General features: G+C 39.2%; 28 protein-coding genes and 1 tRNA gene. 12 read left to right on the forward strand and 17 right to left on the reverse strand.

Translation table 11 applies throughout. The features are described 5' to 3' along the window. The first annotated feature begins 4 nt into the window (after positions 1–4). Positions 5–1,333 carry a phosphomethylpyrimidine synthase ThiC gene (gene thiC / locus BQ3481_RS00585; RefSeq protein WP_157926479.1) on the forward strand — a complete coding sequence of 443 codons (1,329 nt, stop codon included), beginning with the start codon at positions 5–7 and terminating at the stop codon, positions 1,331–1,333. Here the strand turns inward: thiC and BQ3481_RS00590 are convergent. From BQ3481_RS00590 to BQ3481_RS00625, 8 genes are all read right to left on the reverse strand, one after another. Then, entirely contained in the window at positions 1,316–1,720 is a 405-nt protein-coding gene (locus BQ3481_RS00590; RefSeq protein ID WP_157926480.1) for an NUDIX domain-containing protein, read from the reverse strand. The two genes, thiC and BQ3481_RS00590, sit on opposite strands and share 18 nt — an antisense overlap. Further along, complete coding sequence (locus BQ3481_RS00595; protein ID WP_157926481.1) at positions 1,721–2,575, reverse strand: prephenate dehydrogenase/arogenate dehydrogenase family protein; 855 nt, start codon at positions 2,573–2,575, stop codon at positions 1,721–1,723. Beyond that, positions 2,575–3,942 carry an aminotransferase class I/II-fold pyridoxal phosphate-dependent enzyme gene (locus BQ3481_RS00600; RefSeq protein ID WP_173848055.1) on the reverse strand — a complete coding sequence of 456 codons (1,368 nt, stop codon included), beginning with the start codon at positions 3,940–3,942 and terminating at the stop codon, positions 2,575–2,577. Before BQ3481_RS00600 ends, BQ3481_RS00595 begins: the two co-directional genes overlap by 1 nt. 3 nt (positions 3,943–3,945) lie before the next feature. Further along, a complete protein-coding gene (gene aroC, locus BQ3481_RS00605; protein WP_173848057.1) occupies positions 3,946–5,043 on the reverse strand; it encodes a chorismate synthase in 1,098 nt (365 codons plus the stop codon). A 73-nt stretch (positions 5,044–5,116) separates the two neighbouring features. Then, positions 5,117–6,379 carry a 3-phosphoshikimate 1-carboxyvinyltransferase gene (gene aroA / locus BQ3481_RS00610; protein ID WP_157926482.1) on the reverse strand — a complete coding sequence of 421 codons (1,263 nt, stop codon included), beginning with the start codon at positions 6,377–6,379 and terminating at the stop codon, positions 5,117–5,119. Further along, on the reverse strand, positions 6,369–7,223 hold the full coding sequence (locus BQ3481_RS00615) for a shikimate kinase (RefSeq protein ID WP_157926483.1): 855 nt from the start codon (positions 7,221–7,223) through the stop codon (positions 6,369–6,371). The genes aroA and BQ3481_RS00615 overlap by 11 nt, the downstream gene beginning before the upstream one ends. 2 nt (positions 7,224–7,225) lie before the next feature. Further along, positions 7,226–8,047 (reverse strand): shikimate dehydrogenase, encoded by an 822-nt coding sequence (aroE, locus tag BQ3481_RS00620; RefSeq protein WP_157926484.1) that lies wholly within the window; start codon positions 8,045–8,047, stop codon positions 7,226–7,228. A 66-nt stretch (positions 8,048–8,113) separates the two neighbouring features. Further along, positions 8,114–8,395, reverse strand: a complete 282-nt coding sequence (locus tag BQ3481_RS00625; protein WP_157926485.1) for a hypothetical protein — start codon at positions 8,393–8,395, stop codon at positions 8,114–8,116. A gap of 95 nt (positions 8,396–8,490) precedes the next feature. Between BQ3481_RS00625 and BQ3481_RS00630 the strand changes: the two genes are divergently transcribed. Beyond that, on the forward strand, positions 8,491–8,730 hold the full coding sequence (locus BQ3481_RS00630) for a hypothetical protein (RefSeq protein ID WP_157926486.1): 240 nt from the start codon (positions 8,491–8,493) through the stop codon (positions 8,728–8,730). A 14-nt stretch (positions 8,731–8,744) separates the two neighbouring features. Here BQ3481_RS00630 and aroD read toward each other — a convergent pair whose 3' ends face one another. Together aroD and BQ3481_RS00640 are read right to left on the reverse strand one after the other, a co-directional pair. Continuing rightward, positions 8,745–9,437 (reverse strand): type I 3-dehydroquinate dehydratase, encoded by a 693-nt coding sequence (aroD, locus tag BQ3481_RS00635; RefSeq protein WP_157926487.1) that lies wholly within the window; start codon positions 9,435–9,437, stop codon positions 8,745–8,747. Positions 9,438–9,450: 13 nt separating this feature from the next. Continuing rightward, positions 9,451–9,762 (reverse strand): hypothetical protein, encoded by a 312-nt coding sequence (locus tag BQ3481_RS00640; protein WP_157926488.1) that lies wholly within the window; start codon positions 9,760–9,762, stop codon positions 9,451–9,453. Between the two features lie 226 nt (positions 9,763–9,988). On the opposite strand from BQ3481_RS00640, the gene BQ3481_RS00645 reads away from it, so the two are divergent. The 3 genes from BQ3481_RS00645 (at position 9,989) to BQ3481_RS00655 (ending at position 11,502) form a co-directional block, all read left to right on the forward strand. Then, complete coding sequence (locus tag BQ3481_RS00645) at positions 9,989–10,285, forward strand: AlbA family DNA/RNA-binding protein (protein WP_157926489.1); 297 nt, start codon at positions 9,989–9,991, stop codon at positions 10,283–10,285. 114 nt (positions 10,286–10,399) lie between these two features. After that, positions 10,400–11,239 (forward strand): DNA-methyltransferase, encoded by an 840-nt coding sequence (locus BQ3481_RS00650; protein WP_157926490.1) that lies wholly within the window; start codon positions 10,400–10,402, stop codon positions 11,237–11,239. A 59-nt stretch (positions 11,240–11,298) separates the two neighbouring features. Continuing rightward, entirely contained in the window at positions 11,299–11,502 is a 204-nt protein-coding gene (locus BQ3481_RS00655) for a hypothetical protein (protein ID WP_157926491.1), read from the forward strand. Positions 11,503–11,577: 75 nt separating this feature from the next. Here the strand turns inward: BQ3481_RS00655 and BQ3481_RS00660 are convergent, their stop codons facing one another. From BQ3481_RS00660 to BQ3481_RS00670, 3 genes are read right to left on the reverse strand one after another with little or no spacing between them, the layout of a single operon-like run. Next, entirely contained in the window at positions 11,578–11,739 is a 162-nt protein-coding gene (locus BQ3481_RS00660; protein ID WP_157926492.1) for a hypothetical protein, read from the reverse strand. 49 nt (positions 11,740–11,788) lie between these two features. Beyond that, on the reverse strand, positions 11,789–12,844 hold the full coding sequence (locus BQ3481_RS00665) for a 3-dehydroquinate synthase II (protein ID WP_157926493.1): 1,056 nt from the start codon (positions 12,842–12,844) through the stop codon (positions 11,789–11,791). After that, entirely contained in the window at positions 12,831–13,619 is a 789-nt protein-coding gene (locus BQ3481_RS00670) for a 2-amino-3,7-dideoxy-D-threo-hept-6-ulosonate synthase (RefSeq protein WP_157926494.1), read from the reverse strand. The genes BQ3481_RS00665 and BQ3481_RS00670 overlap by 14 nt, the downstream gene beginning before the upstream one ends. A gap of 210 nt (positions 13,620–13,829) precedes the next feature. Between BQ3481_RS00670 and mqnC the strand changes: the two genes are divergently transcribed. Next, the gene (gene mqnC / locus BQ3481_RS00675; RefSeq protein ID WP_157926495.1) at positions 13,830–14,948 is read left to right on the forward strand and encodes a cyclic dehypoxanthinyl futalosine synthase; all 1,119 of its coding nucleotides are present in this window, start codon (positions 13,830–13,832) and stop codon (positions 14,946–14,948) included. Here mqnC and BQ3481_RS00680 read toward each other — a convergent pair. Next, positions 14,945–16,387, reverse strand: a complete 1,443-nt coding sequence (locus BQ3481_RS00680) for a menaquinone biosynthesis decarboxylase (protein WP_157926496.1) — start codon at positions 16,385–16,387, stop codon at positions 14,945–14,947. The two genes, mqnC and BQ3481_RS00680, sit on opposite strands and share 4 nt — an antisense overlap. A 90-nt stretch (positions 16,388–16,477) precedes the next feature. Between BQ3481_RS00680 and BQ3481_RS00685 the strand changes: the two genes are divergently transcribed. Then, positions 16,478–16,729 (forward strand): hypothetical protein, encoded by a 252-nt coding sequence (locus BQ3481_RS00685; RefSeq protein WP_231911816.1) that lies wholly within the window; start codon positions 16,478–16,480, stop codon positions 16,727–16,729. Here the strand turns inward: BQ3481_RS00685 and BQ3481_RS00690 are convergent. Next, on the reverse strand, positions 16,726–17,103 hold the full coding sequence (locus BQ3481_RS00690; protein ID WP_157926497.1) for a hypothetical protein: 378 nt from the start codon (positions 17,101–17,103) through the stop codon (positions 16,726–16,728). The two genes, BQ3481_RS00685 and BQ3481_RS00690, sit on opposite strands and share 4 nt — an antisense overlap. Before the next feature lie 101 nt (positions 17,104–17,204). On the opposite strand from BQ3481_RS00690, the gene BQ3481_RS00695 reads away from it, so the two are divergent. Next, a complete protein-coding gene (locus tag BQ3481_RS00695; RefSeq protein ID WP_157926498.1) occupies positions 17,205–18,320 on the forward strand; it encodes a hypothetical protein in 1,116 nt (371 codons plus the stop codon). Here BQ3481_RS00695 and bcp read toward each other — a convergent pair. Continuing rightward, positions 18,317–18,775, reverse strand: coding sequence for a thioredoxin-dependent thiol peroxidase (gene bcp, locus BQ3481_RS00700; protein ID WP_157926499.1), 459 nt, complete (start codon positions 18,773–18,775; stop codon positions 18,317–18,319). The two genes, BQ3481_RS00695 and bcp, sit on opposite strands and share 4 nt — an antisense overlap. A gap of 112 nt (positions 18,776–18,887) precedes the next feature. Between bcp and BQ3481_RS00705 the strand changes: the two genes are divergently transcribed. Both BQ3481_RS00705 and BQ3481_RS00710 read left to right on the forward strand, forming a co-directional pair. Further along, positions 18,888–19,592, forward strand: coding sequence for an MIP/aquaporin family protein (locus tag BQ3481_RS00705; RefSeq protein ID WP_157926500.1), 705 nt, complete (start codon positions 18,888–18,890; stop codon positions 19,590–19,592). Between the two features lie 56 nt (positions 19,593–19,648). Further along, positions 19,649–19,723, forward strand: a tRNA-Arg gene (locus BQ3481_RS00710). A gap of 12 nt (positions 19,724–19,735) precedes the next feature. On the opposite strand, the gene BQ3481_RS00715 is transcribed toward BQ3481_RS00710, so the two are convergent. Further along, entirely contained in the window at positions 19,736–21,055 is a 1,320-nt protein-coding gene (locus BQ3481_RS00715) for a hypothetical protein (RefSeq protein WP_157926501.1), read from the reverse strand. A gap of 130 nt (positions 21,056–21,185) precedes the next feature. Between BQ3481_RS00715 and BQ3481_RS00720 the strand changes: the two genes are divergently transcribed. Then, positions 21,186–21,362: a hypothetical protein gene (locus tag BQ3481_RS00720; RefSeq protein WP_157926502.1), complete on the forward strand. Its 177-nt coding sequence runs from the start codon at positions 21,186–21,188 to the stop codon at positions 21,360–21,362. Continuing rightward, positions 21,355–21,558 (forward strand): hypothetical protein, encoded by a 204-nt coding sequence (locus tag BQ3481_RS00725; protein ID WP_157926503.1) that lies wholly within the window; start codon positions 21,355–21,357, stop codon positions 21,556–21,558. The genes BQ3481_RS00720 and BQ3481_RS00725 overlap by 8 nt, the downstream gene beginning before the upstream one ends. Positions 21,559–21,630: the final 72 nt, after the last annotated feature.

Consider the following 21,630-nt stretch of genomic DNA (forward strand, 5'->3'; position numbering starts at 1 on the left):
TAAATTGAGTACTCAGATGAATGCCGCTAGAAGGGGTGTTGCTACAGATGAAATGAAAGCGGTTGCACGCGATGAATCTGTAACACTAGACTGGCTTATACCAAAAATTGCAAATGGTTCTATTATTATACCTCATAACAATTTTCGCTCACAAAAGATCAGAGTGGTTGGAATAGGAAAAGGAATGAAGACCAAGGTAAATGTAAACATTGGAAATTCTACCCTGAATCAGAATCTTGAAGAGGAAGTCAAGAAAGCCGAAATTGCAATAAAATATCACGCTGATACTATAATGGATCTAAGTGACGGAGGAGATGTTGGATTGTTTAGAAGGAGACTGTTGGAAGCTGCACCAATAGCATTTGGAACAGTGCCTGTTTATGAAGCGTACAATTATGGAGTTGAAAAACACAAGAATCCTCTTGATATCACAGAAGATGATTTTCTTAATGCATTTGAGCGTAATGTAAAAGATGGAGTTGACTATACTACAATTCATTCTGGAATAACAAAGGATATAGCAAAACGCATTCTTGCAGTAAAAAGACATGCTGGAATAGTAAGCAAGGGAGGCACTATCACAGCTGCATGGATGCTAAAGTATGATAAGGAAAATCCATACTATGAACACTTTGACTATCTTATTGAGATTGCAAGAAAATATGATGTTACTTTTAGTTTGGGAGATGCACTAAGGCCAGGTTCTATCCTTGACTCTCACGATGAACTCCAAGTTCAGGAAATGATCAACATAGCGCGACTCACTAAAATTGCACATGAGAAAGATGTTCAAGTGATGGTTGAGGGACCTGGACATGTTCCGCTCAACGAAGTTGCAGCAAATGTACGATTAGCCAAGTCTCTAATAGGAGAAGTTCCATATTATGTACTGGGACCTCTTGTGACAGACGTTGCGTCTGGACACGATCACATAGCAAGTGCCATTGGTGCAGCAATCTCTGCAAGTGAAGGCGTAGATCTATTGTGTTATCTTACTCCTGCAGAGCACCTTGCATTGCCTACTGCAGAGGAGGTCAAGGCGGGGCTTGTTGCATATAGGATTGCAGCACATGCCGGAGACTTGGTCAAGCTACGGGACAAAGCAATCAAGTGGGACATGGAAATGACAGAGGCAAGAAGAACTCTGAATTGGGAAAAACAAATTGCATTATCAATTGATCCTGAAGAAGCATCTCGCATTCATGCACGAAGTGGGCAGCTAAAAGGAAATACAGTTCCATGTACTATGTGTGGCGGTGCATGTGTTTACATCATGCTTCCACAACAACGGTTTACAACAACTGAAGTAGAAAAGTTACAGCAAACTAGCTAATACTTTATCAAGACTTGGTACTGTTTGAAATTTTGCCAGATCTGAAGGTGCTACCCATTGATATTCAGAGTTTTCCCAATTCAATTTTATCTTGTGTTCCTTTACAGAAAACAAAAATGGGAAAATCAACCACTCATGATTCTCGTATTGGGGAGAATCTGTTCTCATTTGAGATGCCGCACGAATGAGAGTAATTTGGTTTTCAGTAATGCCTGTCTCTTCATGTATCTCTTTTTTTGCTCTGTACAGAGGATCTTCGTGGCCTTCTATGATGCCGCTTATGCCTGCCCAGAGATCTTTCATTGTTCTTACCTTGTTACTTCGCTTTAAAATCAAATACTGTTCGTTCTGTGTCAAAAAGGATGTCACTATTTTTGTAGATTTCAATTATTTTTCTACAGCGCTTACCATTGTAACAAGTTTTTTGTATGCTTCGTCAAGATCAACATTCTTTGCTAGTCTCTCCTTTGCACTTGAGATGTACTTTATCATTTCTTCAGTCTTGTTCTCTTGAATTAAAATAAGCATTCTGCCAATATCCTTCCAAAACTCTTCTGCATACCTTCGAATTTCAGGATTTGAGATTATTGTTTCAATGAGTTCTTGAGGTTCTGTCATGATTCCTGTTGTGAGAAGTTTTTGGGCTTTGAAAGTAGTTCCGGCCATTTTTTCAACTAGGGTGAAATTCTCTTCCTTTGCAAATATGTTAGCAAGTGCCAAATTCACTAGATGTGGCATTCCAAGTACAATTGCTATTTTTTTATCATGCTCTGTAGCATCTATCTGGACAAAATTTGCTTCTTCAAACAATGACTTTGTAACAGCCATTTCTTTTTTCGCATCACGAATTGGAATTGATATTATGTTTTGACCCTTTAGCTTTTTAGTTCCCGGACCAAACATGGGGTGGATGCATATTGGATTTACCTTGTCTGGTATCTTGGAGAGGGCTGCTGCAGTTTTTGTTTTAAGAGAAGAGATGTCTATTAAATACGAGTCGCGTTTCATCTCTTTTGCAATTAGTCTTATTGTTTCAGGTGTACGTTTTACCGGGATGCATAAAATAACATAATCTGCCGTTAGAATGGCTCCTACAAGAGACTGCGCCTTTGTAACTGACTTGTTCAAAATTTCTTTCTCAGAGTCATATCCTATTATGTCATAATCTTTCTCAAGAAAATACTTTGAGAACCACTTTCCCATCTGGCCCTCTGCACCGATTATGGCAATCTTTTTTTTCATTATCTTGTTTTCAACCCTTCCTCTATTATTTGCATTCCCTGATTAAGTGTATCTTCTGGCTGACAGGCTGATATTCTGACAAATCCTTGATAATTCCCAAATCCTTCTCCTGGAGCTATTGCCACCCCCCTATCTAAAAGCCTGTTTGTAAAATCTATTGAATCAAAGTTCTCTTGTATTACCTTGGCAAACAAGTACATTGCCCCGTCTGGCTCTACAAAGTCTAACTTCATAGTTTTCGCTTTTTTTAGTATAATTTCTAACCTGTTTTTAATAGTTCTAGTATTGTTGGTTATATCTGCCTCTAATGCCTTCATGGCTACATATTGAATGGGTTCTGAAACATTTGTCAATGCAAGGGCCTGAAGTTTTGACATCTTGTCTATTATCTCTGGACTGGATATGGCATAGCCAATTCTAAAGCCCGTCATGGCATGTGATTTTGAAAATGATTGTGTTACTATTGATTTATTGTATCCATAAGTAAGGATACTTTTCCATGGTTTGTTTGCATATGATGAATAAATCTCGTCGCTTAACACATACAAGTTATTTTTCATTACCAATTCCATTATCTGGTCCTGTAAATTTATAGGAAGGATCTTACCGGTAGGATTGTTTGGATAATTGAGAACTAGCATTCTGGTATTTTCATTTATGGTATTTTTGATGTCCTCTATCTTTGGCTCCCACTTGCTTTCAAGTGTTGTATGTATTGTCCTTACCTTGACTCCTGAATTGAGAGCATTGTCTCTATATGCAGGCCATGCTGGCTCTATTATCATGATTTCATTTCCTGGGTTTAGTAGACTAGAGATTGCAAGAAATACCGAGAAACGTGCTCCTGGAGATACAAGAATATTCTGAGCTGATGTTGCGGTACCAAATTTTTTTACGATATGTTTTGCAAGTGCGTCCCTAAAATCTGACATTCCTCTAGAATCTCCATATTTGGTATATCCTTTGGAGTAGACTTCGGATAGTGCGGTGTGTACAATTTCTGGCGGGAGAAAATCAGGTTCCCCCACTTCCATGTGTATTATTTTTTTCCCCTCGCTTTCCAATTTCTTTGCTTTTAAAAATACTGCCATGTGGGTTGGTTTGTCTACGGACTGGATCTTGACAGACTCGTTTAATAGGAAATTTAACATCATCATTGCAGTTTTTTCGTCAAGTCCTATCTCTCTGCATAATGCGAGCACTCTTGTACGTAACTGGTTTTCTCTCTCCTCGTTTGTAACTCCGATGCCGAGATTATTTTTTAAATTCCCAATTTCTTTTGCTACATCATTTCTTTCCTTGAGTAATCTGATAACATCAAACGTAATCCTGTCTATTTTGTCGCGTAATTTGTTGATGTCTGACATTTTCTATCTTATGACTGGCGGAATAAAACCTGCTCTGATTGCGTGGTCTGCAAGCACAACTGATACTAGCGAATCCACTACCGGAGGTGCACGAGGAACTACGCATGGATCATGTCTTCCCTGAACTACCAAGGAAACAGATTTCTTTGTATGAAGATCGATAGTTTGCTGTTTTTTTGCTATTGATGATGCTGGTTTGAATGCCACTCGCAAGACAATTGGCATGCCTGTTGATATGCCTCCTAGTATGCCTCCGGCATTGTTGGTTTTAGTTTGAATTTTTCCATTTTTAATTAAAAATTCATCATTGTTCTCTGAGCCGTGCAGTGTTGAACCGTGAAAACCAGAACCAAATTCCACGCCTTTTACGGCCGGAATTGAAAAAAGAGCCTTACTCAGATCTGATTCTAGTGAGCCAAAAATTGGTTCACCAAGTCCTACTGGCAAGTTTACTGTTAATGATTCGACGATGCCTCCTATAGAATCTCCTCTTCGTCTTGCAGCAAGAATTGTTTCGCGCATCTTGGATGCAATTTTTGGATCAGGACATCTTACTTCATTGCTATATACAGAATTTTTCATCTTCATTGTTGCATGCTCCTTCATTTTTACACTTCCTACCTGGCAAGTATATGAAAAAGTTTCAATTCCCAAAGTCTTTGAAAGCAATTTTCTTGCTATTGCCCCTGCCATTACGAATGTGGCTGTCAGTCTTCCTGAAAATCTACCGCCTCCTCGAATATCATTGAATCCGTTATACTTTACAAATGCTGGATAGTCAGAATGCCCAGGTCTTGGTTTTAAAGTAAGATTGTCATAATCTTTTGAATGTTGATCCTTGTTCCAGATTATCATTGTAATTGGTGCTCCAGTTGTATGTCCTTTGTATGTGCCTGAAAGAATTTCTACCTTGTCATCCTCTTTTCTCTGGGTGGTGATAATGGATTGACCAGGTTTGCGTAAGTCTAACATGGTTTGAATGTCTCTTTCTCCAATTTCTAATCCTGCTGGACAACCATCTACTGTTGCACCTATGCATTTACCATGACTTTCGCCAAAACTTGTAAAAACAAAACGTTGTCCTATACTGCTTGAAGACATGATGAAATTCTCTTTTACGTGCTTATAATCCTTCTAGGAATTACTGTCTTTTGGGATGGAACGATTTGAAAATTCAAATTGTAAGATTTGCACCAATCTTTCTCATGTCCTCTACAAATGTTGGATATGAGACGTCAACAGAATCAGGATCAGTTATAGTGCAATTTCCAACAAACATGCCTGCTATGGAAAAAGCCATGAAGAGCCTATGATCATCTAAAGATTCTAGCTCCGCACTCTTTAGGGCTTTTGGAGAATCTAAAATCAATCCATCCTCTTTCTCTGTGACAATAATTCCAATCTTTGCAAGCTCTTTTGCCAAAATTGCTATCCTGTCTGTTTCTTTGAATCTTGCATGTTTTACATTGTAAATCTCAATCGGTTTTGATGTTTTTAGAGCAAGGATTGCCATTGGTGGGAGCAGGTCTGGATTGTTTGAAAGGTCAAACCTTCCTCCATTGAGAAGTTTTGGAGAAACTAGAGTTATTTTTTCTCCCAAGTTTATCTTGACTCCTAGTCTTTCCAAATATGATAATATCTCACGATCTCCCTGTGGCAGATCTCCCAAAGATGCATTGATTGACATGTCTTCTCCTAATAGTACTGCCGCAGAAAGCAAGAGAGCCATGCTTGAGAAATCTGAAGGAACTACAAAGTCTGCTGGCGTATATTTTTGGCTTGGTATGTTGTATTTTTTATATGGTGATATGGTATTGACTGTAACACCAAATTTTTTCATTGTGGCAATGGTGGAATCAAGATATGGCTTTGATACAAGTTCCCCGTCTATTTCCAACGTGATACCATTTTTCATTCTTGTACCTGAGATCAAGAGCGCAGAAATAAACTGGCTTGAGATTGAACCTGATATGTGAGTGTTTCCTCCTTCTGATCTGCCTTTTATGGTGACAGGAGGTTTACCGTCTGTTGACATGCACTCTACTCCAAGTTGTGTGAGGGCATCTAACAATGGCTGCATGGGTCTTTTTTGCAAGCTGGCGTCACCAGTAAGTGTAATGGTTTTATTCGAAAGAGATGCAATTGCTGTTGAAATTCTGATGGTGGTACCTGAATTTGATGCGTCGATTTGACTAGTTTGTGGAATTATTTCCCCAGTGCTCTCAACCGTTACGGTAGAACCATCGATTTCTATTTTTGCTCCAAATGCTTTACATGCATTGACTGTTGCAAGAGTGTCCCTTGAGAGTAGGACATTTCTTAGGACACTTTTTCCATTGGCAAGTGCAGCAAGAAAAATAGCTCGATGGGAATAACTCTTGTTTGGAGGGCATGATATAGTTCCTGATAAAATGGATTTGTCAGCCTTACATTTCATAAACTTCAGCCTTTTTGTTATTTACTTGTGAGACAATAATGCTTCCTTCTTGGGATGAAAACACTCTCTTTATGCTCTGCACCTTGTCATTTTTTACCACTGCTGCTATTGAGGGTCCATTACCAGACACTGATGCCCCAAGAGCACCGCTGTCTAACAAGTCAGTTAGAATATTTGGTTCAGATCCTAGAATTGCTGATGTTGCAAGGCCATTGAGTATCATGGCATTCCAATAATCTGATTTGTTGGCAAGATCCCATGCCTGTGAAAAAACACCGCTTAGAATATTTAGCTTTTTCACATTGCCTCGTCTTCTAGACTTGGGAATGAAAATTATTGCAGTCAGATCTTCTGGTGCCTTTTCTGATTTTATGATCTTCATGTTAGAGTTGTCTGTTACCATAAACCCTCCAAAGTAGCATGCACATGCATCGTCAAAGGCACCTGTTATGCTTACCTTGGATTTGATAGATGCATGTACTCCGTCCCTTAGGATGTCAAGATCTCCGGCTTTGGGTCTGAATATCTTTGCGCATGCAAGTGATATGACCGATGAAATTGCACTTGAACTCTTCAGTCCATACCCTGAAGGAATTTCTGATTTGACAAAAATTGTTATCTTGTTTTTTTCAAGTTCTGCTTTTGGAACTGATGTTTCAACAACATTTCGTATTAGACGTGAACTAAGGTTGGATTCCTTGTTCTCAAATATTATTCCCTTTCCAGGCTGGGTTTCTACAATTGCTTCTATGCCTAGTGATATGCCAAGTGTTGCGCCTTTGCCTGTGGCAATGGCATTTACAATTGAAACTGCACCATGCATACTTGCTTTTACTTTGCTCATCTCTAGAATCTCCCAAGTAGGGTTAATTTCATGGCTTGGTATGGAGCAGGTTTACCAGTCCAAATTTCAAATGACTTCATTGCCTGAGCAAGAAGCATTTCCCACCCATATATGATGGTCGCACCTTGATTCTTTGACTGATCAATCAAAGGAGTTTCTACTGGTAAATATACAATATCGTACACTATGGACTCTTTGCCAATGTTTCTAGTAGAAATGGGACAGCCGATTCCCTTCAGCCCAACTGACGTGGCATTTACTATAAACCTGTATCTGTTGACTACTTCTCCTGCTGACTGGAGATCAAGATAGTCTGATTCAAGTCCTATGTCTTGAGCAAATTTGACCAATTCTTCTGCCCTTTCACGAGTCCTGTTTGCAATGGTTATTCTACGAGCTTTTTCTTTGCCAAACCCGGCTATGATTGCTCTTGCAGCTCCCCCTGCACCGATTAACAAAACATCAGAACCTTTTGAATCAATGTTTCTTTTTTTTATCGGATCTAGAAACCCATCAACATCTGTATTGTAACCCTTTAAACAGTCATTTTCATTGACCACTGTATTTGTGGCACCTACCACTTTGCATTCATTGTCTACATCATCAAGAAATTTCATCATGTCAACTTTGTGGGGAATTGTAACATTGAATCCTGCTATGTTGATTTTTTTCAGTGCTTCTACGCCATATTCTAGCTCTCCTTTTGGAATTCTATATGCAATGTATGTGCAATCAAGACCTAGAAATAAAAAAGCTGCATTATGGAGCGCAGGTGAAAATGAGTGATCTATGGGGTCTCCTATGACCGCATATGTTTTGGTCATTGTTTTCTACCTGATTAATCGTGATTTAAGCGATTAGAAATATGTAATATTTGTATTTGAAATATCTTAAATTCCGTACTTGTCGCTTTGAGAATATATTTTCTTGAGTCTTGAACCGCATTTTGGACATGCTGAATCTTGATGTAATGTAGCACAATCTAGACAAACAAAATTGCCTTTGGATGTTCTAGTCGATCTGTATTGGTATACTATGATGAACACTATTGCCGCTATCCACACAAGTATCAGAAATAATACCAGTCTGAACATTGCAAGAAGTATTGTCACTATTGTAGCTAAAATGACTACATTTCGAGGCATATTGTTCTGGGACGATTTTGGGTTCACTGGTGTCTTTTCGTGTTTCTTTTATAATAAGGGTATCATTGATGTTTTGTGCCTCATAGATCAATTAATTAATGTAAATTGTATTTGTGAAAATATTGGAAGACAAGGATGATTTTGCCAGTTTGCTTGATGACTGTATAAAAGTACTTGATGACAACATTGATGTATTAAACGACATAGAATATTCTCTAGAGTCTGAAAAAGAAGATGCCGTCATCACAGATTTGACCAAAAATGATCTTGTGAATATGGCTCATGAGGTGGCAGATTCGTCTAGAATAAAAAAAGCCGAGTCATGTTTTATTAAAAGATTTTTTGAACAAAAGTCTGATTAATGTCTTCAAAATATCTAATTGTAAGTTTTGCTTTTATCTTCCAGAGATAAAATACTCTTCATTTCTTTTAGACTAAATTGGCCTGGGGCAACTGGTTTGCCCATGGAGACGTAGGTATATGGACTACCAAGTTTTGTACACAAAATTCTTGACATCCTACCATAGTCTCCCATTGCAAAAGAAATCAGATTGAGATTTCGTGTATGCGACTTGTAAAGAGACAGAATGCATATTGTGTCTGCAATTGTTTTTGCGGTTGTTACAATCTTGACATTGTTTGAAAATTTGGACATTTTTTTGAGCAATGATTTTAGAGTGTGTTCATTTGGAGTTTTTGTAAAATCATGCCATGACACCAAAATTCTAGTTTTTGTACTCTTGATGTATCTTGCCAGTCCCTTGTTTTTCTTTAATGTGTTGTATTCTACATCTAGAAGATATGGATCAAACTCTGAAATCAGTTTTAATATTGACATTCTTTCTTTTTCACTGCCTGAAAATTTTCCACCCTCTGAGACTGGACGCAATGTGCATATGCACCTCTTGAGGTGTTTTTTTACTAGAAATAAACAAAAAGGAACTTGATTTGGTTTTAAAAAATCTAACCGGATCTCTGCATAGTCTGACTTGGCAAGAGCCTGTTTTAACTGGCTAGATACTTTTGTAGGGCTGGATGCTGCAATTGTTACGCAGACCTTGGTTGCCATGAGTTTTGGGCACTTACTTGGTTGAGTTCTTTGGCATGTTCATGGTTGGTTGACCACAATACATCCATCCTTTCAATTCACTACATTTGCTAGGATCGTGTTGTGCATCAAGAAGCATCTGTTGCATCTTAGCCCAACTATCTGATGAGCATAAGGTTACGCCACAAATGTTTTGTCCTCCTGGAATTCTGTCTGTTTTCTGGGAGTATTTTGCATACACTGTACTTGGTGTCAGTGCACTTGCAGCAGGTACAGCTGCCGCAAAAACCATTATGGTTGTTAATGCTAATGCGACCAAACCGATCTTAATTTGTTGGTTGGACATTAATTTCGTTTACATTCTACTAGTATATTTACATTAGCATCCATTTGTCTGAAGTAAAATAACGTGGTTTCAATATTTCATCTGCCCAATTATATCGCTCTCTTTTCACTGGTATGGTATTGAAATTATTCACTCTTGAGACATGATCATATTGGATGCATGTAGTTTGATGGAAACCTGATAATGGAAGAAACTTTTATGAAACGACCACTTCTAGAGGGTATCTATGAGTTCAGATACATCACACGAAACAAAAGACGTTGTCTTCATCGGAAAAAAGCCTATTATGGCATATGTAACATCTGCGCTCATACAGCTGGCTAATAACCCCAAGGTCTCAATAAAGGCAAGAGGGCTTAGCATAGGCAGAGCCGTGGATGTTGCACAAATAATTGCACGAAGGACTGACAACTCTGGGTATTCTATAGGACAAATCAGTATAGGATCCGAACATCTTCAATCATTAGATGGCAGATCAAGAAACGTGTCAACTATAGAAATAGAAGTAAAGAAAAACGCATGATTGTCTAAAACATGTCAAGTACATGTTTTAGGTGATTTTCTTTGATTTAATTTTATGCTAGAATAATTTTTTTATTTTTACAACCGTTAAATATCAAAATGATTGAGGAAAGTGATGTGGAAACCAAACTCGATTGTTGTATGTGATTCAAAAGATCTCTCGCACTTGCCTGATGATACCATTGCATTAACGGTTACATCTCCACCTTATCACAATGCTATCAATTATCAAGAACACCAAGATACTACAAAATGGTACCGTGGAACAGTTGAGATATCTATTGGGGATTGGCTTGAAGAGATGCGTACAATCTTCTCTGAGGTGTATCGCGTAACTACGCCTGGTGGATTCTGTTGCGTTGTTATAGGAAACGAAATAGTTGAAGGCAAAAGCAAGCTTCCTTTACCTGCATTGCTCCTTGTAGAATTGACAAAAAAAGAGATAGGTTGGAGTTTCTTTGAAGAGATAATCTGGAATAAAGTTACGGGAGGAAAAAAAAGATTTAGAGTTACAGTTCAGCATCCGTATCCTACGTATTATTATCCAAACATAATGCATGAACAGATTATAATTTTCAGAAAGATGCCGTTTCACAACGTCAAGGACAAAAAAAGTAAACTAGTGCTTGATGATCTGATGAAAAAGGAGGTTGCAAACTCTGTTTGGCACATTGCCCCAATGCCTCCAAGCTACAGGAAATTTCATCCTGCAGCATTTCCTGAAGAAATACCGTATCGCCTGATTCAGCTCTATAGCAATGTTGGTGATGTTGTTCTTGATCCGTTTGTTGGGAGCGGCCAAACTACAAAAATGGCAAGATTTCTTCACAGGAAATACTATGGAGTTGACAAGTCATCAAAATATGTCAAAATTGCACAGAAGAGAACCTTGGAACCCCCATCACTTCGTAAGATGCAACTTGTTCCTAACTGGAAAAAACCAATATCACTATAGCTCCTGCTCTAGTCCAACTGTATAGGAAAGGTTATCTATTAAGAATAAAGATTCTTCATATGGTTACTTCTAACAGCAAGTCATATTTTCGAGTTGTTGAGCAAAGTCATAGAAAATATGTTACTGCATTGAAACATGCAAGATCCAGACAATCCATGATGAATTTGTACTGGAGGCATAAAAGAGAACATGAATGTCTTTTGAAAAAACATCTCAAAGATGAGATGGCTGAAATAATCCAGCTAAAAAAGAAATTCGAATAAACATATCTTTTTTATTTTTAAAAAAGTTTTGTTAGTGTATGTCTTGATACAAACTCAATCTATAGTGAAATGATGTCAGTCAAGCGATTTGAGCCATATGGTTGCCACACTCTTGTCCAAACCTTTTCCGCTTGTAGAAATTTTTGACTTGTTTTCCAGATGCGCTTGCGTGTTGATGTGAGATTCTACCTCATTTTCATTTATCTCCATGACACATATGTTGCAAAGAAGACTCATTAGATTATTTTGTTGTATTTGTATATAATAATTTTTTAGGATTTGGCCCTTATTTTTCTACAATGTACTCATCATCTACTTCCATACCGAAATGTCTACCAGTTGCTGGCTTGGAATATGCTAGCACAATATCTCCTTTCTTTAGGTGTGTGACTGAGACAAGATGACCATTTGGACGCACAAACCTGATGGTCTCTGCATTTTGTGCAATGATGCCGCCTACCTCATCTCCAATCTGTGCCTTTATCATCAACATTGGTCTGCTTTCTATTTTGGAACGACCAACAGTAGCTCTTCTTGCCTTACCGTGTGAATTAATCACAAGAACTTCTGAACCTGTCTCTAGCTCAGACAAATAGTTTGTTGTTCCATCTGGTGACAAAGTATAGCAATGCACTGCACCAGCATTTACTCTAAAAGGTCTTGGGGAAGTAAATGACGAGCCAACTGATTCATTGTGCACAAGGAAAAGAAAATTGGATCTGCTTCCAATTAGCATTCCCTCACCCCGTCCTAGGATTGATGCAGTATCTACACAAACACGCTCTCCGTTTCCTACTTCTTTAATTTCCAAAATCTTGGCAGGTCTTAGCTCAAAATTCTTTGTTCCAAGATGCACCAATGTTTCTTTTACTTCATTTATGGAATCCGTTGAAAATATCACGCCGTCGACACCTATCTCCAATATTGAAAACATCTTGCGGGCCTCGTCAGGGGTGTTTGCTACTGCATATACAACTGTGTGAATCTTGTGCAACTTTGCTATTATGTTCTCAAGTGGAATTATCTTCCAATCGTTTACCTCTATTATGACAAAATCTAATCCTGTCTTTGCAAGATAGAGTATTTTTTCAATGTCTGCGTTTGAAAGAACCTTGAATCTCATTCCTATTTTTTTACCCTTGATTTTTGTGATCTTGTCAACTATGACATAGTCTGAATTTGTTGATGTGTGTACAGTAGACACTTTTGATTTGATTCCTTTGAGATAAGAAGGGTCTAGGCTTACCATCTTGATCCCTTCTTTTTCTATCTCGGACAAGAATTTGCCAAGCTGGCCCCTTGAAACTTTTGGGGCTATGATTAATTCTCTATTTTTGCTCAATATACTTCGCTGCTTCCTTTGCTGTTTCTTTTCTAAATATTATTGCAGAAAGAGCATGAGTCATCTTGCCTGGATCCTTGTGCTCAAAGATGTTTCGTCCATATGTCACTCCCTTTGCTCCTGCTTCCATTGCCTCTTCTGTCATCTGCAATATGTCATTGTCAGTCTTTGCCTTTGGACCTCCAGCTATGACTACTGGTACTGGTGTACTCTTGACTATTTTCTTGAATGAATCGACATCTCCAGTGTAAAGTGTTTTTACAATATCTGCACCACATTCTGCTCCAATTCTTGCAACATGGCCTACTATCTCTGGGTCGTGTGGATTTTTAACATTCTCACCTCTTGGATACATCATTGCCAAAAGCGGCATGCTCCATTTGTGACAGTCATCGGCAATTCTGCCAAGCTGTTCTATCATTTCCGGTTCTTCTTTTCCCCCAATGTTGATGTGAAGAGAAACTCCGTCTGCACCAAGTCGTAACGCTTCTTCAACTGAGCCTGTCAACATCTTTCTATTTGGAGATACAGATAGGGAAGTGCTGCCTGAAAAGTGTACAATTAATCCAATTTTGGTTGGTCTTGGTAGATTTTTGAGAATTCCTTTGTTGATTATGACTGATGTAAGGCCGAAATGTTGACAATTGTAAATCAAGGCATAAGGATCCTCGATTCCTTTGAGTGGACCGCTTGATATTCCATGGTCCATGGGAATGCAGAGCATCTTACCGTTTCGCAAAATACGATTCATTCGAATCTGGTGGCCTGTTACCATTGGTGTTAATCGCTGGTGTGCCCTACTTAAAAATAGCGGGGGTATGGACAAGAATTTACAAATTAGGCAATTAGGAAAAATTATTAAAAATACAATCATGGTTTTTCAGAAATTAATTTTTAATACATTCAAAACTTTTTCTGACTTGAGATGAAAATGAGGCCTTTTATTCTCAAACGATTAAATACGCTAAAGAGAAAACACAGTCAATTGAGTCAACTGACAGAACAACTCCATCATTCTGAAATTGGTGACATTTTGGAAAATTCCCTTGTGGGTACAAGGCCTGGAATGGAAGAATGCAAGAGGCTGCTAGACTCTGATGATGTTCACCTGATGGGACTTGTTGCTGGACATCTGACAAGGAAAAAGTTTGGACGACGTTCTTCTTTTGTGAATAATATGATTCTAAATTATACGAATGTGTGTATCACCGATTGCAAGTTTTGCGCCTTTTACAGACCTCCTGGCCATGATGAATCTTACACTGTAACACTTGACAAGATAGAATCTAGAGTTAAAGCGGCTTGGGAGATGTTTGGAATAACACAAGTAATGTTCCAAGGAGGACACAATCCATCGCTTAAGATTGAATACTTTGAAGACGCCTTCAAATTGATAAGAAAAAAATTTCCAAAAATTGGAATCCATGGTCTGTCAGCTTCTGAAGTTGACATGATCTCAAAAGTTGAACACACCAGCACAAAAGAAGTCTTGTCAAGGCTCAAGGAAGCTGGCATGCAGTCAATTCCTGGTGCTGGGGCAGAAATCTTAGTTGATGAGGTAAAAAAAATTATCAGTCCAAAAAAGATATCAAGTGATACATGGCTTAGAATAATGGAAGAAGCACATGGCATTGGAATTCCTGCGTCTGCTACTATGATGTACGGTCATGTGGAAACAAGAAATGATGTTGCAGAACACTTTATGAAAATTGCAAAGCTTCAGGAAAAGACAAATGGATTCATGGCCTTTATCCCATGGAGCTTTGAGCCAAACAATACTCTGATGCAAAAACAAGAGACTGTAAAATATCCAGCGGGGGGAACACAACTCTTGAAGATGATCGCAATATCTAGAATAATGTACAATGATCTAATCTCTCATATACAATCATCATGGCTTACAAATGGGGTTGCCATGGCACAAATGGCCTTGCAGTATGGGGCAGACGACTTTGGTGGCACACTTTTAGGAGAAGAAGTTGTCTCATGTACGGGAGCTCGTTCTACTGAGCTTACTGGGGCAAAAATAATCCAGGCAGTAAAACAAATTGGTTATGAAGTAGAAGAACGAGACAATTTCTATAATGTCGTAAGAACCTACTAGATGCCGTAGCTAGACCATTTGGAATCAACTAGATTCTTTGTAGGCTGGTCCGATTTTACAAGTTCCTGAATCTCTCTTTGGAATCCTTCTTCCTTTGTTTTCTGTGTGGCATCAATTCCTAGTTTAGATCCCATGTTTACAAAAGGAGATGCAGGGTCAAGCGTGTCTGTCGGAGTATTATTGATTATTACTGTGTCTCTTGCAGCATCTGATCTTGTGGTAATGGCCCAGATTACGTCATTGAAATCATGAACATTTACATCGTCATCTACTATTACAAAGAACTTGGTCAGTGCAAGCTGGCCCATCCCCCACAACCCCATCATTACTTTTTTGGCCTGTCCTGGATATCTCTTCTTGATTGAAATTATTGCCATACCTTGGAACCATCCTGAAGCCGGCATTGCAAAATCAACAACCTCTGGATGAAACATTTTGATAAGCGGCAAAAATGAGCGCTCTATTACTTTTCCAATATATGCATCTTCTAGGATTGGCTTGCCAACTATTGTTGTAAGGTAAATCGGTTTCTGTTTTCGCATGACTCCAGTTAGAGTAAATACAGGATACGGTTCTTGTGGTGTATAGTATCCAGTGTGGTCTCCAAATGGTCCTTCCATTCGTATGTCTGATGGATCCACATATCCCTCTAGTACAATCTCTGCATTGGCTGGAACCTCGAGGTCTACTGTTCTACATTTTACAGTCTTGATTCCGGTCTTTCTTGTAATTCCTGAAAAGAGATATTTGTCAAGTCCCTCTGGTACTGGAGCTACTGCAGAAAACACTGTTGCAGGATCAGAGCCAATTATTATTGCAGCTTCTATTTTGTTTCCAGAATCTTTTTTGATATCATAATGATGTGCACCGCGCTTGTGTTTTTGCCAGTGCATAAATGCATGGGTGCTATCTATTATCTGCATCCTGTACACACCGAGATTTCTCACTCCTGTCTCGGGGTGTTTTGTGGCAATCAGCCCAAATGTGATAAACCTGCCGGCATCTTTTGGCCATGTTTTAAGGATTGGAATATTGTCAAACGATGGTGTGTCCTCTATTACTTCGGTTACAGGACCGCTTTTTTGTAGCTTGGGTGCAATGTCTGTCATCTTTGAAAACTCTGGAAGTTTTCGCAGCTTGTCAAAAATACCAGTTGGCATTTCCATTCTTGTCATGTCAACAATTCTCTGACCAATTTCAGTAAAGTCCCGCATTTCTAATCCAATTTCAAGTCGCTTGATGGAACCAAATGCATTTGCAAGTATCGGCATGTCATAATTTTTTATGTTTTCAAAAAGTATTGCAGGTCCATTGGAATACATCACTCTGCTAAGAATTTCTGAAACTTCGAGGTTGGAATCCACCTGGGTTTTTACCCTTTTGAGCTCTCCAGATTTTTCCAGTTTTTCAATAAATTCTGTAATGTCTTCAACAGGCACATATTTACTGGATTTGTATCCAGTATAAGCTTAACTGGATTCTGGATAGATCTTTTCAAAAATATCCGACAAGAGAACTTTAATTATACTGTGAAGCAAAATGCCATCAAGTTGGGCGACGAAAAATGCGCAGTTTGTGGGGGCCAAGGAAAAATTGCTCTTCTTGACACACAGTGTTCTTTTTGTAATGGAACAGGGGAATATTCCAAGACTGCTGATAGCTATATGAAATCACATATTTGCCAATGCATATTTCTTGACAGGATTACATGTCCTCTATGTGGAAAGAGATGTCATCATGATACTCCAAACAAACCCAAAGTCTTGATTAGTCCTGTTTAGAAAATTGGCGGAAGCTCATTTTTCTTGTCATGTCCGCCAGAACCAAATCTGCAATAAAAACACTGGTCTGACTGCATGTACTTGAGTTGTTCAATCTTGATTGCACCTATTTTGAGTGCAATCTTTGTTAAAATTCTGTACTTTACAGGCATGGACGGAATTACCTCCTTAAGGTATACGTTATAGTGATCTGGGCAAAATTTTAGCGTTATATTGCTTGGCTCCTTTGCAGTCTGGCTTACAGTCTTTGCAACCCCTATCTGCTCTCTGATATATTCGTGCTTTGGGCATGGGCAATTTCTTCCTCCAGGATGCTTGTACGCAGGCGTATTTTTCCAGTCAAAGCCAGGATATTCCTTTTCAAAATCGTCCAATGCCTAAAAGACGTGCCTGCTTCTTATAAAACTTCTATGAAATTGGCCTATTCTGTGCTTGATCAAAATGTAAATAAACTGCCATATCTCACAACTACTACATGTCTAAAGAATCTACGCCAAAAAAAACACGTTCTATTAAAAAAGTTACAGAGGGATCTAACACAGCCGAACTAGAGGCAAAGATAGCACAGCTTGAAGCCAAGCTTGCTAATTTATCATCACAGGTCAAGTCTGCAGAACAAAAACCTGCGCAGACTTCATCAAAAACACAACAAAGACCGGCAGCAACAGGTCCAACTCACGGTACACTTCCAGCAGGAATGAAACCAGCAGAAGCTCCAAAACCCGAACCAAAACCACAACAAAGACCGGCAGCAACAGGTCCAACTCACGGTACACTTCCAGCAGGAATGAAACCAGCAGAAGCTCCAAAACCACAATCTGCACCAGAAACAACATCTAGCGTGCATGAACCATCTGCAGGAGAAGTAGCACCTGCATATGCAAAGATAAGCTCAACAGGTTATACTGGTAACAAGTATTTTGCAACAAGAAAGAGATTATCATATCACCCATCAGACAAGCAGTTTACCGGCAGTGTCTCAACAACTAGCACTGTAACTACAACTGCTCCACCACCGCCGGCTCCTGAGTCAAAACATGAATCACAGACAAGCACCTCACGTGGTACACTTCCAGCAGGAACCAAGCCCCAAGAGAAAAAGTCTTTGTGGAAAGCAAAGGGTTCTGATGTAGCAGAGACATATGTTGCAGAAGAAGAACCAAAACCACAACAAAGACCGGCAGCAACAGGTCCAACTCACGGTACACTTCCAGCAGGAATGAAACCAGCAGAAGCTCCAAAACCCGAACCAAAACCACAACAAAGACCGGCAGCAACAGGTCCAACTCACGGTACACTTCCAGCAGGAATGAAACCAGCAGAAGCTCCAAAACCACAATCTGCACCAGAAACAACATCTAGCGTGCATGAACCATCTGCAGGAGAAGTAGCACCTGCATATGCAAAGATAAGCTCAACAGGTTATACTGGTAACAAGTATTTTGCAACAAGAAAGAGATTATCATATCACCCATCAGACAAGCAGTTTACCGGCAGTGTCTCAACAACTAGCACTGCACCACCAGCTGCAGAACCTGCAAAACCAAAATCTACATTCCGCACAACACTTCCAGCAGGATTTAAAGCCTAATTCTTAAAGGCATCTAGCACTTCTTGTGCATGTCCTGCAGGTTTTACTTTTTCAAAAACTTTTAGGATCTTGCCTTTTTCATCTACAAGAAAAGTTGTTCTGTTTACTCCCATGTATTCACGACCCATGAATTGCTTCTTGCCCCATACGCCAAACTTTTTTGCTACATCTTTTTCTGTATCTGCAAGTAAAATAAAAGGAACATTCATTTTCTCACCAAACTTTTTGTGAGACTCTTCATCATCTGGACTGATTCCGATTATCTCAATCCCAGATGTCTTGAATTTTTTGTAATCTTGAGAAAATTCAGCAGCCTCTGTTGTGCATCCTGGCGTGAAATCTTTTGGATAAAAATAGACAACGTATTTTTTGCCCTTGAGATCTGACTTTTTCACTGTCTTGCCTTCTGCATCCTTTAGTGCAAAATCTGGAACTTGATCTCCTTCTGATAACATTTGAGATATGCTGTATACAATCCCTACTTATTTTTTGTCTACGGGGTTCGACTTCTGAACAGAAGTGGGTTTCGAATGTTTTATATTGTATATTCAGAGGTCAGAGTGATTGATGGTGAATCTACGTGCCTGGCTTGCAGAGGCAATAGGGACATATGCCCTTGTCTTCTTTGGACCGTTATCCATCATACTTTCAGTTGCGTATTTTGGCTCGGTACTTACAATTCCATCACTTGTTGTAATAGCACTTGCACATGGTGCTGCCATTGGATTGATGGTTTACACATTTGGCCATGTTTCAGGTGGTCACATCAATCCTGCAGTTACAATATCAATGCTGGTGACTAGACGAATAAATATCAAGGATGGGATTGGTTATATTGTATCTCAATTAATTGGTGCAGTTGTTGCAGCTGCAACGCTCAAGGTAATACTGCCTGACCTTGGTGAAAAGGTGCATTTTGGAACTCAGGGTGGACCTAGCGCGATTTTACACAATAGTGTGGCATCTGGATTTGCAATTGAAGCCATTCTTACATTCTTCTTGGTTACTGTGATCTTCATGACTGCTGTACACAAAAAGGCACCAGCCGGAATGTATGGTCTTGCAATAGGCGGAATGATATTTCTGATACACTTGGTAGGTGTACCATTGACTGGAGCAAGTGTTAATCCTGCAAGAACCTTTGGACCTGCACTCATTTCTGGTTACTGGGATTATCACTGGATGTACTGGGCAGCCCCAATAACAGGTGCGATAATTGCAGGACTGATAATGAACTATATCTTTGTAAAAAAGGCTGAAGAAATAGCATAGATTTTTTCTCTGTTTTTGAAATGTATTATAACGGGTCTGTGTTGAATTTTATTTGTGGACCCGTAGCACAGCTTGGATAGTGCGGACGCTTGCGGAGCGTCAGGTCGTGGGTTCGAGTCCCCCCGGGCCCGTATTACATGTGACTACGAGCCCCGGCTATTTTTGACCAAAATTTTGTCATTTGGCAGAGTTGCGACATACTGCCAGCCTTCCGTTATCATTTTTTCAAACTCTTCGACAGTTACGATTTTTTCTGTGCTGATGTTTTCTTCTTTTTTTGTAGTGACTTCAAGGTCTAGAAATTCCTGACTCTTTCGAAATGCCTCTCGCATCTCATCAGTGAGCAGTTTTGAAAGTATGCTCTTGTTTGTTGTGTATTTTGCTTCAATTGATCCCTTGTGTCCCATGAAAAACACGCGAAAGTCATGAGCAATCTTTCCTCTTGATTCTGCAATCAAGAGTTGTGTGTCAAAGAATGCCCGCAACACATACGGTCTCCACATGAATCTTGGTCTCATTGCTTTTCTTACTTGTTGGCAGATGACAGATGTTGTCATGAATTTTTTTCCTTGATGTTTTCCACGATACGTTATCAGTTTTGACGACGGTGCAATCACTGGACTTTCAGCAGTTAATGTTTCGCCAGATGCCAGTCTTTCATTAAGATATGCAAGTACCTTTTCTGTACCTGATTCTGATATGAAGGTAAAGTAGGTGTGTCCTGCCTTTGAGAGTGTCTTTCGGACTATGACCTTGGGTGGCACCACCTGAAACCTTGCAATTCCAAGAACGATATCGAGTTCTGGCAGGTCTTTTATCATCAGCCCGTCTGACGCATCATGCTTTCCTAATACTTCGGGTCTGAGTCCTGCCTTTCCTATCAGTGCCATTATTGCACCAGTCCTTAGACTTGCCCTGTTGAACAACTCCTTGAGTTCAATGTCGTCTGGCACACGCTCGTTTGCAAGCGAAGGCGTCGAGTCTGCATTTGCGATTTTTATCTTTCGCTTGACCTCAATGTCAAAGTGATGTAGCCATGATTTTACTGAGGTTACAATTGCCTTGATGTATTGAGGTGCCTTGTGTTGTTTTTCCATTGTTGTAATGCTATCCTCTATCAGGTCTGCGACTGCACGCGAGTCCCTTTGTCCTAACTTGACTATCTCAAATGGAGTTGTCTTGTTGTTCTCGCAGAATAGGCTCAGTTTTCGTAGTCTTACATCCGCAGTCACAATACTGCTTCTTGCTAGGTTGTCATACCAGCGTCGTATGTCTTTGTTTGAAAGAAGGTTGTCTTTTTTTGTGATTTTGTTCTGTTTTGCAGTTATTGTTTGGTTTTGTTCATGTGTCAATTTTTTTCCCACATCAGACCGCACTGCTTTGCGGTCCTCATCAAGTCTATCTGCTGCATTAGATAGTATTTGACTTTTTACAGTCGTCTTGGTTTTAAGAGATCTTGCCAATGGATCTGAAAAGATTTTGGAAAAGATAATCCTGTTACACTTCTCCGAAGAGAAGAAAATGCCTGAAATGGAAATATTGTTCATTCATGAGAAAATAATTGTTAAAAATAACCTGTTTTCAATATAGTCAATGGCTAGTACATTCAGAATGGAGCCTTACGAGACAAGAAGTATAGCAAAGAAAATACTTGAAGGCATAAGCCAAGGCAAGACAATCAGTCAGATATCACACGAGCATCCAAAAATTGCAAGTACGACCATACGAAATAGTGTAAGAAGATTAGAGGAGGCTGGGTTTATTGAATAAGAGGATAACCAATGTAGGCAAAAAGGCGCTTGATGCTCGCAAATATCTAGATGAAAAAGAACGAGTAAGCAAAGAAGAAATGATACAAAATTTTGGAGAAGATGTCTATACGAGAGGCAAAGATCTTTTGTGGACTTCGGTTAACAAAAATGGTAAAGAAACTCTAAAACGAGATCCTATCACTGAACACAAATAGAATTTAGTTTTTGTAACCTTTTTCAAAATTTATAATTTGTAAGTTAACCTAGGTTACTCATGGTTAACAGAA

It is taken from the genome of Candidatus Nitrosotalea okcheonensis, assembly GCF_900177045.1.
Classification (GTDB): Archaea; Thermoproteota; Nitrososphaeria; order Nitrososphaerales; family Nitrosopumilaceae; genus Nitrosotalea; species Nitrosotalea okcheonensis.